Here is a 13,003-nt window from a genome sequence, read left to right as displayed (position 1 = left end):
AAGATTGCGTCCGCCGTCGTTGTTGAGTGAAGGTCAGGGCGATGGCGGGCGGCGCCGACACCGACGCGCCCAGCCGCGAGCCGATATCACGCTGTCTACAGAGATGGGACGGACCGCATGCCTCTTCAGGGTGAGTACGAGCCGAGTCCGACGCAGTGGGTACGCGATCAGGTCGAGTTGTACGAGTCCTCCGGCGGTAAGGAGGGCACGACGATGCGCGGGATGCCCGTCATCGTCCTGACCACCCGGGGTGCCAAGAGCGGCAAGCTCCGCAAGAGCCCGCTGATGCGGGTGGAGCACGACGGGAAGTATGCGGTGGTGGCCTCCCTGGGCGGTGCGCCCCGGCATCCGGTCTGGTACCACAATGTCGTGGCCGATCCGCGGGTGGAGCTACAGGACGGCCCGGTGCGCCGGGACATGACGGCCCGTGAGGTCACCGGGGAGGAGAAGGCCCTGTGGTGGGGGCGCGCCGTCGAGGCGTTCCCCGATTACGACGAGTACCAGAAGAAGACGGACCGGCAGATCCCGGTCTTCGTGCTGGAACTGGCGGCCACGGCACACTGACCGCCGCCGACCGACCGCCGCCGTGGGCGCTCGGAGCGTGACCCGCTGACGCGCCGAGCCTTGCCCGCAGACGCGCCGGGCGTGCCCCGCTGAAGGTCAGAGCGTCACCACGGAAACCTCGGTGGCCTTGACGCTGGTCCATACGGACACACCGTCCGCCAGGCCGAGTTCCAGGGCCGCCGAGGGGGTGATTTCGGCCACCAGATCGGGCGCCTCGGGCGAGGTGACAAGGACCCGCAGCCGGCTTCCGGCGGAGGTGAGTTCGCGGACGGTGCCCGGCCAGACGTTGCGGGGGCTGCCCGTGGGCCGGTCGACGTGCAGGGACACGGCCTCGGGGGCGATGATCGCCAGCGCTGGGGCACCGTCGGGCAGCGGGTCGGCGATGACCAGACGGCCGCCGTCGGTGAGGGCGAGCGCCTCGCCGGTGACCGTGCCCGGCCAGGCGTTACGGCCGAGCATCCGGGCGACCCAGGGCGAGCGCGGGTGCCGGGTGACCTCGGCGGGCGGGGCGTCCTGGAGGGCCCGCCCGTCGTCGAGGACGAGGACCCGGTCGGCGAGCGAGACCGCTTCGACGGGGTCATGGGTGACGATCAGACAGACGCCGCCGAAGTCCGCGAGATGGCCGCGCAGGGTGTGCCGGACCTGGGCGCGGGTGGTCTGGTCGAGCGCGGCGAGCGGCTCATCGAGCAGCAGCAGACGCGGCCGGGCGGCCAACGCCCGTGCCAGGGCGACGCGTTGGGCCTGTCCGCCGGAGAGCTGGGCGGGCTTGCGGTGCGCGAGATGGCCGACGCCGAGCTGGTCGAGCCACTGCTGTGCCGTGCGGCGGGCGTCGCCGCGCGGGGTGCCGTGGGCGCGCAGCCCGTAGGCGGTGTTGTGCAGGGCGTTCAGATGCGGGAAGAGCGCACCGTCCTGGGGGACCCAGGCGACGCCGCGTTGGTGCGGGGGCAGCGCGGTGACGTCCGTGTCGCCGAGGCGGAGCGCGGCGCGGGCGCGCGGGGTGAGGCCGAGCAGGGCGCGCAGCAGGGTGGTCTTACCGGCGCCGTTGGGGCCGACGACGGCGATGGTGGTGCCCGGATCGGCGTCGAGCGTCAGCTGGTTGAAGCCGGTGACCTCGGCGTGCAGCGGCCAGCGCTCCCGGTGCGCCGCGGTGGCCGGGGCGGGCTCTTCGGTGCCGGCGGCGGACGGGGCGGCCGGGGGGCCGGTGTCGTCGGCGGCGGGTACCCGGCGGGCCGGACGGTCGGCGGTGGTGGCGCCGGTCCAGCGGCCGCGCAGACAGATCAGCACGGCCATGGCGATGACCAGCAGCAGCAGCGAGACCGAGGTGGCGGCTTCCGGGGAGTCCTGGAGCAGCAAGTAGACCTGGAGCGGCAGGGTCTGGGTGGTGCCGGGCAGATTCCCGGCGAAGGTGATGGTCGCACCGAATTCCCCGAGCGCACGGGCCCAGGTCAGCGCGGCACCGGCGGCGAGTCCGGGGGCGACCATGGGGAGGGTGACGGTGCAGAAGACCCGTACGGGAGAGGCGCCGAGGGAGGCCGCGGTCTCCTCGTAACTCGGGCGGAGTCCGGCCAGCGTGCCCTCCAGGCTGATGACGAGGAACGGCATCGCGACGAAGGTGGCCGCGACCACCGCACCGGAGGTGTGGAACGGCAGCACGATGCCGAAGGTGTCCTCCAGCCACGGGCCGAGCAGTCCGCGGCGGCCGAAGCCGAGGAGCAGCGCGACACCGCCGACGGTCGGCGGCAGCACCATCGGCAGCAGCACCAGCGAGCGGACCAGCGCCTTGCCGCGGAAGCTGACCCGCGCCAGCAGCCAGGCCAGCGGCACGCCCAGCAACAGCGCGAGCCCGAGCGCCGAGAAGGACACCAGCAGCGACAGCCGGAGCGCTTCGAGGACCCCCGGACTGGTGAGGTGGGTGCCCAGGTCGCCCCAGCTGGTGCGGGCGAGGATGCCGAGGAGCGGCAGCAGCAGAAAGGCGACGGCGACCAGCGCGGGCACGGCCAGCACGACGGGGGTGCGGGCACCGGGCGCACGGAACCTGCCTGCCGTGTGCGGGGCGAGGGGGCGTCTCATCGGGGTCCTCGGCTCGGGGCGGATCGGGCGGTGCGCGTACGGGCTGTCCGCTCCCCCGAGCCGGACTGTCCCCGTACGCGCCCCACCGGATTACGGCTTCTGGAAGCCCGCCTGCTGCAGAATCTGCTGCGCCTTGGGCGTGCTCAGCCAGTTCACGAACGCGGTGGCGGCAGCGGCGTGCTGAGACATCTTCAGGGGCGCGGCCGGGTAGGAGGCGACGGCGTTCTGCGCATCCGGGATATCGACGGCATCGACCTTCTTCGGCGCGGTGGCGGCGTCCGTCTTGTAGACGAGACCGGCATCGGCCTCGCCGAGCTCGACCTTGCTGAGCACCGCACGCACATTGGGCTCCTGCGAGACCGGCTTCACGTGCAGCTTCTGGGCGTCCAGGACCTGCTCGCTGTAGCGGCCGACCGGCACCTGGGAGGCGGCGAGAACGACCTTCAGCTTGCTGTCGGTGAGGTCCTTGAGGTTGTCGATCTTCTTGGGGTTGCCCTCGCCGACCACGATGACCAGGCGGTTCTTGGCGATGACGGTGGGGCTGCCGACGTCCGGCTTGATCCCGTCCATGGTCTTGGTGTCGGCGGTGACCACGGCGTCGGCGGGGGCACCCTCCCTGACCTGGGCGGCCAGTTCCTGGGACCCGGCGAACGAGAAGTTCACCTTGGTGCCGGGGTGCTCGTTCTCGTACACCGCACCGGCCTTCTTGAAGACATCGGTGAGGGAGGACGCGGCGAGCACGGTGAGGTCCGCCTTGGGGGCGGCACTGCCGGACGTCTCCTTCTTGGCGTCGTCGCTGCCGCCGCAGGCGGTGAGCGGGACGAGCAGGGCGGCGGTGACGATCGCGGCGGTGGCGCGGCGTGCGGTGAAGAACGGGGACATGGGGCGGGACTCCTTGGGACCCGGGACGACGGGTGTCGTCCCAGCGGATGGGAAAAGCCGCGCCGTGGACGGGCGACGCCGCTGAGGTGAGGCAGCCGGCCGGTGGGGACGGTGGTCACGGCTCGGCTGTGGTGCTGCCGCGGTGGGGTCAGGTGCGGTCGATGTGCACGCTGGTGGACTTCACACGGGCGGTGGCCTGCATGCCGACCTCCAGACCCAGTTCCTCCACCGCTTCCCGGGTCAGCAGGGAGACCAGGCGGTGCGGACCGGCCTGGATCTCGACCTGGGCGGCGACATCGCCGAGGGTGACGGCGGTGACGATGCCCGGGAAGGCATTGCGCGCGGAGGTGTACGAGGCGTCATCCTCACCCGTGCCGGTCTGCGCCACCTCGATGGAGAAGGCGGCCAGATCCCGGCCGTCGATGAGGCGGCGGCCACCGTCGTCGCGATGGGTCGCGACCCTTCCGGCGTCCGCCCAACGGCGCGCGGTGTCGGGGCTGACGCCCAACAGCCGCGCCGCCTGGCCGATCGTATAGGACTGCATGTGCGACAACATAGGCAACATTGGCTCGCATCTGCAATCCATGCGGCGAAAGTCTGTAGCAGATGCCAGGGGCCTTGGAGGAAAGGACGACTCTGGCATCCGGCTCGTGGCTACGCCTTGCACGCGAGGAGCTGGACCTCTTGGAACTGCCGCTTGTCGGTGGGCTTCGGCTCGATCACCGTGCGGGCCGCCTCGGCCAGTCCGTGGTCGCGTAGGAGCGCGGCGAGACGGTCGGGGGACCAGCGGTAGGCCGTGGCCACCGCATGGTCGTAGGTCTGCGTCTCGTGGTGCGGGCTGTCGGTGGCGGGGAAGTCGATCAACAGGTGTCCGCCGGGTGCCAGGACCCGGGCGATCTCGGCCAAGACGGCGGGCACATCCTGCGGCGGGGTGTGGATGACGGACCACCGCGAGAGCACGCCGCCCAGCGCGCCGTCCTCGATGTCCAGCGCGGCCATCGAGCCGACCTCAAACCGAAGTCCGGGATTCGCCTCGCGAGCGAGTTCAACCATCATGGGAGAGGCATCAACACCAAAGGCATGCAGGCCCAACCCGTGCAAGTGAGCCGTGACGTACCCCGGCCCACAGCCGAGGTCTGCGACCTCGCCGTCGCCGTGTGCCCGAACCAGCTCCGCGAAAGCGCTCAGGAGGGCGCGCTCCAGGGGACGGTCGCGGAGGGAGTCATGGAACAGCTGCGCGTAGGTGGGTGCGATGGCGTCGTATGCCTCACGGGTGGCAGGCAGGGTGGGGAGTTCGGTCACCCGGAGACCGTAGCGAGTAGTGGGGGATACCTGCGCGGACTCTGACTAGAGTGCGGATCGGAGCGGGAGATACCGCGCGTTCCCCCGCCAAGTCCGCATTTCCACTCCCCCGGTGAGGCATGTCCATGAGCCTGAGCATCCGTAACCAGATTCCCGGCACCGTCGCCTCCGTCACCCCCGGCGAGGTGATGGCGACCGTCAAGGTCCGGCTGGCAGGTGGTCAGGAGATCACCGCCGCCATCACCCGGGAGGCGGTGCGGGAGCTGGGCATCGAGGAGGGGTCGGCGGTGCGCACGCTGATCAAGTCCACCGAGGTCGCGCTCGCCACCGGCGCGGTCGAGGGTCTCAGCATCCGCAACCGGATCCCCGGCACCGTCACCGAGGTGGCCACCGGCGGCGCGATGGCCGGCGTCAAAGTGGCGGTCGCGGGCGGGGAGCTGACCGCGGCCATTACGAGGGACGCGGCCGAGGATCTGGGCCTGGCGGCCGGCACCGAGGTCACCGCACTGATCAAGTCGACCGAGATCGCCCTGGCCGCCTCCTGAGCTGGGACCTCCCGATGCCCTGCTGCCGACGGGGTCAGGGGCCGTCCACCCGGTCGCCGGAGGCCGGTTCGTCCGGCAGCTCGGGCAGGGCACAGGTCCCGAACCAGATGCCGGTCAGGGCACTGATGTAGCGCGCACCGCAGCGGTCGGAGGGCACCACGAGCTGACTGCCCGCCGCGTCGAGAGCGCATCCGTCCATGGCCGTGGCCAGCAGGACCGGCGCATCGCCGAAGTCCGCGTCGAGCTCCGCCCAGGACAGCACCGTGTGGTGCCCGTCCCCGCCCGTGACGGCCAGCAGATAGCGGGAGCGGTCCTTGCGCCGCCGGGCGTCGAAGGCGGGACCCGCCGCGTCGATGACCTCCCGAAGCAGCGGCCCCTCGAAGGTGTGGTGCCGCGGACCGTTCGTGGCGCAGTCGAAGACCACCTCGGCCCGGTGCTGTGGCCACCGCTCCCGCAGGTCCGCGACGGTCAGCGCGAGCGGACGCCGCAGCTGACCGCGGACCAGAAAGCGCCGCTGGCCGGGAAGGGCGGCCTCCGTGGTGAAAGGGGCGGCCTCCGCGGGGAGCGGGCGGATGGCAGTGGTGCGGGACGGCGGGCCGGGTCGGCTCATTCGAGACCTCCTTGAGGCGATCCACGCGACGGCTGCCTCCGTGTGATGCCCGACCGGTCCACCCCCGAACCACGGATGCCACCCTGTGACGCATTTTTGCCTCGCTGACGTGAGCCCAGAGGGCCCAGAGGGCGGCATATCCGGGACGGGGCGGGGCGCGCCGGGAGGGGCTATGCCCCTTGATCTTCTGGCATTTACCATGTGGGAACTCGTATTCGCCTGGTGAATGTGAGATGTCGGGCCGCGCCCGGCAGCCGTCCAAGGAGCCAGCACATGCACGTCCACGACCTCCTCCAGCTCGCCTCGCCCGATCTGACCCTGCTGTGGGGTGAGGGCCCCGCGCTCACCCGGGAAATCAGTGGTGTCACCGCTGCCGGACACCAGGATCCGGCCCGGAGTCCGCGGCCGGGCGAGCTGGTGCTGAGCGGGCTGGAGTGGTGGACGCCCGACGACGGCCGGGCGACGGCCGACCGCTTTGTCGGGGCGCTGCACTCGGCGGGCGCCACCGCGCTGTTGGCCGGTGCGGACTCCTCTGGCCAGGTCCCGGATGCCCTGGTCGACTCCTGCCGTGCGCACGGCATCGCGCTGATCGCGGTGCCCGCGCACACCACGGTCCACGCCCTTACGGAGCTGGTGCATCAGCACCGGCGGGTCGATCCGGGCGAGCGCCCCACCGGGCACGACGGGCTCCCGGAGCACGACGGACTGCCGGAGCGCGACCAACTGCCGGAGCACGTCAACGGCATACGACGGACCGCCGGAAACCAGGCGGCGGACGAGCTGGTGGCCCTGCTCGCCATGCCCGACCCGGCCGAGGGGGCGGCACTCGAAGACGCCCTGCGCGCCTGCGGGCTGCCCGCTTCCGGCCCGTACCGGGTGGTGGCGGCCACGACGGTCGGCGAGGAGAGCGGCGGGGCGAGCGACGGGGCGGTGTGTGCGCTGGCGGAGGCGCTACGGCACTCCCCCGGTGAGCCGTGTGCGACCGGGCGGCTCCCCGGCGGGGAGGCGGTCGCCCTCGTCCCGGCGGAGACCGACGCCGAGCAGAGGTTGTCGCTCTCCGAGCGGTGGCCGGCGCTGTACGCCCGCCGGCCGCGGACCCCGCTGCATGCCGGGGTCAGCGGTCCGGTGCGCACCCCGGAAGGGCTCAACTCCGCGCTGCGGCAGGCGCGTTATGCGCTGGCGGTGGCCCGCGCGAAGGCCCCGGACACGGCCCGGGTGACCGCCGTCGAGGATCTCAGCACCCTGGGCGCTCTGCTCGCCGGGGTTCCCGAGGAGGTCCGTACGGCCTTCCGCCTCCGGGTGCTGGGACCGCTGGCGGGCGGCGGCTCGCACCGGATGCTCCTGGAGACGCTGGAGGTCTTCCTCGCGCATGACGGGTCCTGGGCGCGGACGGCGGCGGCGCTGCAACTGCATGTGAACTCGGTGCACTACCGCATCCAGCGCATCGAGTTGCTCACCGGCCGCGATCTGTCCCGCCTCGAACACAAGCTGGATCTACAGGCGGCGCTGCTCTGCCGGTGAGCGGTGTACGGGGTCGCGGTCCGGGCAGCGGCCCCGGTCGGCGCCCGGAACGCCCCGGACGCCCGGCGACGGCTCAGCGCCGGTCGTCCGGCAGATCGATATGCACATGGGTGGACTTCACCCGGGCGGTGACGGTCACCCCGACCTCGATCCCCAGATCCTCGGCCGCCTCCCGGCTGACCACGGACACCACCCGGTGCGGTCCGGACTGGATCTCGACCTGGGCGATCACCTCGTCGACGGTCACCCGGGTGACGATCCCCGCGAACGCGTTACGCACGGAGGTCAGCACCTCGCCGGGCACCGGATGCAGGCCCTCGGCGCGCTCCTTGGCGAACGCCGCCAGGCTCACCCCGTCCAGCACACGGTTTCCCGCGCCGTCCCGTTCCATCCGCAGCTGCCCGCCATCGGCCCAGCGCCGGACCGTCTCCGAACTCACACCCAGCAGCCCCGCTGCCTGGCCAATGCTGTACGTCGGCACCCCCGCACTCTAGGCCAGCGGCCGGATGACGGTCATGAGCGGGCACGGGGTCGACCTGTCGCGACGTCAACCTGTCGCTGCGTGGGCGCAGCGGCGGCGTCGGTAGTAGTGCACCGTCAGGAGGCCGAGCAGCGGGCCCCAGGCGGTGAGCGGCAGGTATGCGATCCAGAAGACGACGGTCTGCCAGCCATGCACGGGCAGCCCGGCGGGGTCACCGGTGAGTTTCAGGCCGAGGGCGGACATGACCATGGCGTAGGGGAAGACCAACAGCACCACGGAGCCGAGGCCGGCCGGGATGACGGCTGCCAGGACCGGCACCCGGCGCCCGCCCAGGCCGGGGATCCAGCGCGGCCAGACCTCGCCCCACCGGGCGACCAGACCGAGCGCCAGGAACGCCAGCGCCTCGCTGAACACGCTGAGTCCGATGAGGTACCACCACTCGCCGTCGAACATCTCCGGGCCGGCCGGGGCCGTCGCGTCATGTGCCAGCAGCGGTGCGCGGAAGTTGATGGCGGCGATGCGCCAGATACCGGCGGGCAACGCGAGCAAGGTGATGGCGCAGGCGGCCCACGCCGCCCAGCGGGGCACGCCCGGCACCGTCCGTCCGTGCCATTTCGTCAGGAGGGCGCGAGCGGTCATGGGAGGTCTCCTCGTCCTGTGGCGGATCGATGCGGGCGCGGGATCGTGGGCGTCCGCCGGTCCGGGGTGGTGTCGGCGTGTGCTCTCTCACGGTCGCGGCCGCCCGCGCCCCGGACATCCCTCGCGGGACGGGACCGGCTCACCCGTACGGGGGAGATCCGCGGGATCTGCACCACGCGCAAGGGAGGAGCGGAAAGCACGGCCCGGCAGTCGGGGTGCGGGTCGGGTGTGAGCACGCTGCCGTCCCTTAGGGGCCGTATCGGTGCCGTCCGTCGTGGGCCGTCCGTGTCGGGCCGGGGCATCCGAACAGAGCAGTGCGATCCGCCATCGGCGGGGGGCCTCACTCTTGGCGCAATCGCCGGATAACCCCGGCTGCCGAGTCCGACGAGTCGCCATCTTCCGTGTGAGGGGAGGGAGTTGGTGACCTCCGGCCGTACTGAACACCCATCACACCAACCCGAAAGATTACGATTTGCGTCTTTTCTCCCCTTGCGCCCGAATTATGCCGATGTGAATCTGGTATCCCATTCGTCGAAGGAGTTGATCGCATGGTTACGGATCGCACAGCGCCGGTCGAGACGGCTGCCCTGGCCGCCGAGGTCGAGGGACTGCTTGAGCCCGCCGAGGCCGACGGTGTTTTCCGCGATACCCGCGAGTGTGGAGGTGCGCTGCTGCTGGCCGCGCTGCTCCTGATCTCGCCTCCCACCCCCCGGCCCAAGACTGACGTTCGCTAAGGCTGAGGGGAAAGCGTTGGCTGAACAGACGCAGGGAGCAGTCCCGCTGAGCGCTGTGATTGCCGATGCCGCAACCGGGGTCGCCCTCGCCCTGCGAGGTGAGGGCGACCCTTATGCGTTGTCCGGCATTCTGCGGCAGAGCGATGCGCTGACTCCGGCGGCCATCCGGGTGCTCGGCGCCGATGCGCTCGCGCCGTACGCGATGGACCAGGTCGGGGCGCCCGTCGGCGCGGACGATGAAGCGGTGGTCCGGCAGGCGCTCACGGCCTATCCGCCGGGAGCGGACGCCTCGGAGGTCTCGGTGTGGAGCTACCGGGGCCTGGTTGAGGCCTCGCATGCGTTTCTCCCCGGAAACGCACAGCACTGGCCGCCGCCGCCCGAGGCCACCGCCGAATGGGTCGACCACGACCCCTGGCCCAAACTCTCTCACCGGGTGTCACAGCTTGCCGCGCTCGCGCTGCCGGGTCTGGCGCCCGGTCTCACCGAGCGGCTGGCCACCCGTACCGACGATCTGGCCCGTGGCTTCGTCCGCGCGGTACGCCGCCGGGACTGGCTGCAGGCGGCCGGCCTGGGCCGCTGGCTGGCGCGGCTGCCCGAGGTGCCGGAGAGCCTGGGGCTGGACAGCGGGTTGGCGTTCGTCCGTCAAATGGGTGGCGGTGACCCGAGGGTGACGCTGCATATCGCGGCCGCCCAGCGTTTCTACGGACGGGGTTGGTGACCGCGGGCCGGGGCGACCCCGGGCTGTTGGACCGGATGGTCCGGGACAGCCTGGGGTGGCTGGACGCGGCACGCCCGTTCTTCCGCCTGCCCGAGAACGTGACCACGGACGCCGATCCCAATCTGACCCTCAAACCCCTGGGCGAGCTGGCCGAACTCACCCAGCTGATCGGGGTACTGCACCCGCGGGACGACATCCGGCAGACGGCCCGCAGGCTCTTCGCGTTCGCCTGGAACGAGACCCGCGACGGTGAGCTGTTCGCCGAGCTGATCCGCGGGGAACCGTTCGCCACCTATCCGGTGGAGCTCTACGGAGTCTTCGCGCAGGCCGGGCTGCGCCATGCCGAGGCCGATGCGCTGACGCGGACCACGACGCGGCTGCGCGGCTGGCGGGTGGCCCGCGAGGACCACACCCGTACGCTCGGTGTGCTCAACGCGGAGCGGCGGATCGGTCTGCATCGGCACGCCGACTTCGGCGCCGTCCTCGCCCTGACCGGCCTCGGCCGGCTGCCGGAGCCCTGGGCGCTGGACCGCAAGGCGGCGTACGGCATCACCCATGACGTCTTCCACCTCACCGACTGGGGGCGCAACCGGCAGCGACTTTCCCCCGAACTCGCCGACTACCTGCGGCTGTGGGTGCCCTCCTGGCTGGAGAACTGGCTGGAGGAGCAACTGTGGGACCTGGTGGGCGAGTTGCTGGCCGTGACGGCCTGTCTGCCCGCGGCCCCCTACGACGCGGCGGCCTGGCAGCGGCTGGCCGGCGCCCAGGCGGCCGACGGCAGTGTGCCCGAGATGGGTGCCGCACCGTCCACGGGCGACCGGGCCGAGGCGTTCACGGCCTGCTACCACTCCACCCTGGTGACCGCGTTCGCCGCCACCCTCGCCCGTATCGCCTCCGACGAGGCCGAGGCCGGTCCCCCGGCCGGGAGCGCGGCGACGGCGGGCGGCCGGACCCCCTGCGAAAGCGAGACTGCCCCGTGACCGTGACGGCCGCATCCCCCGCCCTGCTGCACGGCGTCGGCGACCGGGCCCTGACCTGGCTCGACGACCACCGTGAGCACTTCCGGCTGACCCCTGACGACTTCGCCAGCAACGGCGCGGTCGTCGAGCGGCTCAAGCCCATCGGGGAGCTGGCGCTCAATATGCATGTGCTGTTCCGGGAGGGCGTGGCCGGCTCCCGTCAGAAGGAGCGGGCCGGGAAGCTGCTGGACTTCACCTGGCGGGAGCTGCTGGACGGCGGCAACGTACTGGCCCGGCTCCAGCACGACGAGCCGATCTCCCCGGTGCCCCTGGAGGTCTATGCGACCTTCCACGAACTGGGCCACCGGCACCCGGGGCTGGAGTCCGCGCTGGAGGTGTGCCGACGCACCCGTACCTGGACGGCGCTGGAGATGATGCCCAACAGGCGGCTCGGGGTGCTCAACGCGGAGCGCAAGCTCGGCCTGCCGCCCAGCAGCGACTTCGACCAGGCGGTGGGGCGCACCTGGCTGGGGCAGCTGCCGGAGCCGTGGACGGTGCAGCTGCACATCGCCTACGACCTCACCCACACCGTCTTCCACCTCACCAACTGGGGCGAGGCCCCCGAGCAGATCCCGCCGGCCATCGCCGACTACCTGGCGCGCTATCTGCCCGCCTGGATGGAGGACTGGGCGGACCTCGAACACTGGGATCTGCTCGGCGAGCTCCTGGTCGTCGACGCCTGTCTGCCGCGGCCCACCCTGGACGCGGAGCTGTGGGAGCGCTACGCCGCCGCGCAGTCCGCCACCGGCGCGATGCCCATCCAGCGCCGGATGCCGCAGGGCGACGCGGCGCGGGTCTTCGACCTGGTCCACCACCCCACCCTGGTCGCCGCGTTCGCCTCCGCGATGGCCACGTCCCGGGCCCTGTCCGCCGTCGGATGAGCCCCGACCACCCCGGGGCCGGGCTCGCCGACCGTCTCGCGGACGCGGTCACCCTGATCGACGCCCCGGACATCGTGCTGGCCGTGACCCGGCGGGGCCGGCGGACCGTGATGACCGGCGGTTCGGCCATGGCGCCGCCCACGCCCCGGCATGCCCTGCGCTACGAACTGGGGTCACTGTCCAAGACGTTCACCGTGCTGCTGCTGGCCGATCTGGCCCGGTCCGGTGTGCTGGCCCTGGACGATCCGCTCGCCGCCCATCTGCCGGAATTGCCGCTGCCGCATCCGTACTCCCGTCAGATCACCCTGTGGCATCTGGCCACCCACACCTCCGGACTGCCGCGGATCCCCGCCGATCTGATCGCCGGTGCGCTGGTGCATCCGTACGCCAACGGCTATGCCCGCTACGACACCGGGCGGCTGCTGCACACCTTCGCCCGGACCCGGACGCGGCACCGGCCGGGGACCCGCTGGCGCTACTCCAACTTCGGGCTGGCGCTGCTCGGCCCGGCCATGTCCCGTGCCGCGGGCGCCGATTACTCCGCGCTGCTCACCGACCGGGTACTGCGGCCCCTGGAACTCACCGGCACGACCCTGGGTCCCGGCACCACCGGCACCGACGCCATCGGACACCGGACGAACGGGGTGACGCCGGTGCGCAGCGCCGACATGGGAGCCTTCGTCGCCGCCGGTTCGGTCCGTGCCACCCCCGGCGATCTGCTGACGTATCTCGAAGCGCACCTCTCCCCCGAGGACACCCCGCTGGCCGGGCCGCTGCGCGATGTGCAGGTACCGCTGCTGCGCCGCGGCTGGCGGAAACGCGACACCCACACCCTGACGTGGTATCAGCACCCCGCCGCGCACGGGCCGCTGTTCTTCCATGTCGGGGCGACCTTCGGCCAGCAGGCGTTCCTCGGCTACCACCCGGCGTCGCGCACCGGCCTGGTCGCGCTGGCCACCCGCCGCGGCCGCAGCTGCCAAATGATCAGTACGGCTTACGAGCTGCTGTACGCGCTGGCCGACGCCCCCGAGTCCTGA

Annotated in this window: 15 protein-coding genes; 8 read left to right on the top strand and 7 right to left on the bottom strand. The window is 72.0% G+C overall.

The features are described 5' to 3' along the window. Positions 1-117 precede the first annotated feature (117 nt). Positions 118-564 (top strand): nitroreductase family deazaflavin-dependent oxidoreductase, encoded by a 447-nt coding sequence (locus tag STRTU_RS32600; RefSeq protein ID WP_159748680.1) that lies wholly within the window; start codon positions 118-120, stop codon positions 562-564. 96 nt (positions 565-660) lie between these two features. Here STRTU_RS32600 and STRTU_RS32595 read toward each other — a convergent pair whose 3' ends face one another. The 4 genes from STRTU_RS32595 to STRTU_RS32580 all read right to left on the bottom strand — a co-directional run bounded on the left by STRTU_RS32595 (position 661) and on the right by STRTU_RS32580 (position 4,818). Then, positions 661-2,634, bottom strand: coding sequence for an ABC transporter permease (locus STRTU_RS32595; protein ID WP_159748679.1), 1,974 nt, complete (start codon positions 2,632-2,634; stop codon positions 661-663). A 90-nt stretch (positions 2,635-2,724) separates the two neighbouring features. Next, positions 2,725-3,516, bottom strand: coding sequence for a molybdate ABC transporter substrate-binding protein (modA, locus tag STRTU_RS32590; protein ID WP_159748678.1), 792 nt, complete (start codon positions 3,514-3,516; stop codon positions 2,725-2,727). A 148-nt stretch (positions 3,517-3,664) separates the two neighbouring features. Further along, positions 3,665-4,060: a TOBE domain-containing protein gene (locus STRTU_RS32585; protein WP_159748677.1), complete on the bottom strand. Its 396-nt coding sequence runs from the start codon at positions 4,058-4,060 to the stop codon at positions 3,665-3,667. Positions 4,061-4,170: 110 nt separating this feature from the next. Then, positions 4,171-4,818: a class I SAM-dependent DNA methyltransferase gene (locus STRTU_RS32580; protein ID WP_159748676.1), complete on the bottom strand. Its 648-nt coding sequence runs from the start codon at positions 4,816-4,818 to the stop codon at positions 4,171-4,173. A 125-nt stretch (positions 4,819-4,943) separates the two neighbouring features. On the opposite strand from STRTU_RS32580, the gene STRTU_RS32575 reads away from it, so the two are divergent. Then, entirely contained in the window at positions 4,944-5,363 is a 420-nt protein-coding gene (locus STRTU_RS32575; protein WP_159748675.1) for a TOBE domain-containing protein, read from the top strand. A gap of 34 nt (positions 5,364-5,397) precedes the next feature. Here STRTU_RS32575 and STRTU_RS32570 read toward each other — a convergent pair whose 3' ends face one another. Further along, positions 5,398-5,973, bottom strand: coding sequence for a molybdopterin-dependent oxidoreductase (locus tag STRTU_RS32570; protein WP_159748674.1), 576 nt, complete (start codon positions 5,971-5,973; stop codon positions 5,398-5,400). 273 nt (positions 5,974-6,246) lie between these two features. On the opposite strand from STRTU_RS32570, the gene STRTU_RS32565 reads away from it, so the two are divergent. Next, entirely contained in the window at positions 6,247-7,494 is a 1,248-nt protein-coding gene (locus tag STRTU_RS32565) for a helix-turn-helix domain-containing protein (RefSeq protein WP_159748673.1), read from the top strand. A gap of 73 nt (positions 7,495-7,567) precedes the next feature. Here the strand turns inward: STRTU_RS32565 and STRTU_RS32560 are convergent, their stop codons facing one another. Together STRTU_RS32560 and STRTU_RS32555 are read right to left on the bottom strand one after the other, a co-directional pair. After that, entirely contained in the window at positions 7,568-7,975 is a 408-nt protein-coding gene (locus tag STRTU_RS32560) for a TOBE domain-containing protein (protein ID WP_159748672.1), read from the bottom strand. A 66-nt stretch (positions 7,976-8,041) separates the two neighbouring features. Further along, positions 8,042-8,614 carry a hypothetical protein gene (locus STRTU_RS32555; RefSeq protein ID WP_159748671.1) on the bottom strand — a complete coding sequence of 191 codons (573 nt, stop codon included), beginning with the start codon at positions 8,612-8,614 and terminating at the stop codon, positions 8,042-8,044. A gap of 548 nt (positions 8,615-9,162) precedes the next feature. Here STRTU_RS32555 and STRTU_RS32550 point away from each other — a divergent pair. Genes STRTU_RS32550 through STRTU_RS32530 form a run of 5 tightly spaced genes read left to right on the top strand, consistent with a single transcriptional unit; the run spans position 9,163 to position 13,003 of the window. Beyond that, on the top strand, positions 9,163-9,348 hold the full coding sequence (locus tag STRTU_RS32550) for a hypothetical protein (RefSeq protein ID WP_018091704.1): 186 nt from the start codon (positions 9,163-9,165) through the stop codon (positions 9,346-9,348). Positions 9,349-9,364: 16 nt separating this feature from the next. Beyond that, positions 9,365-10,066 carry a hypothetical protein gene (locus STRTU_RS32545; protein ID WP_246241572.1) on the top strand — a complete coding sequence of 234 codons (702 nt, stop codon included), beginning with the start codon at positions 9,365-9,367 and terminating at the stop codon, positions 10,064-10,066. Then, on the top strand, positions 10,063-11,046 hold the full coding sequence (locus STRTU_RS32540; RefSeq protein WP_159748670.1) for a DUF6895 family protein: 984 nt from the start codon (positions 10,063-10,065) through the stop codon (positions 11,044-11,046). Before STRTU_RS32545 ends, STRTU_RS32540 begins: the two co-directional genes overlap by 4 nt. Next, on the top strand, positions 11,043-11,966 hold the full coding sequence (locus STRTU_RS32535; protein ID WP_159748669.1) for a DUF6895 family protein: 924 nt from the start codon (positions 11,043-11,045) through the stop codon (positions 11,964-11,966). The genes STRTU_RS32540 and STRTU_RS32535 overlap by 4 nt, the downstream gene beginning before the upstream one ends. Beyond that, positions 11,963-13,003, top strand: a complete 1,041-nt coding sequence (locus STRTU_RS32530) for a serine hydrolase domain-containing protein (protein ID WP_159748668.1) — start codon at positions 11,963-11,965, stop codon at positions 13,001-13,003. Before STRTU_RS32535 ends, STRTU_RS32530 begins: the two co-directional genes overlap by 4 nt.

The sequence above is a fragment of the Streptomyces tubercidicus genome (assembly GCF_027497495.1).
In the GTDB taxonomy this organism is placed as follows: domain Bacteria; phylum Actinomycetota; class Actinomycetes; order Streptomycetales; family Streptomycetaceae; genus Streptomyces; species Streptomyces tubercidicus.
Note: the sequence above shows the minus strand (reverse complement) of the source record. Positions and strands in the feature narration are given on the sequence as shown.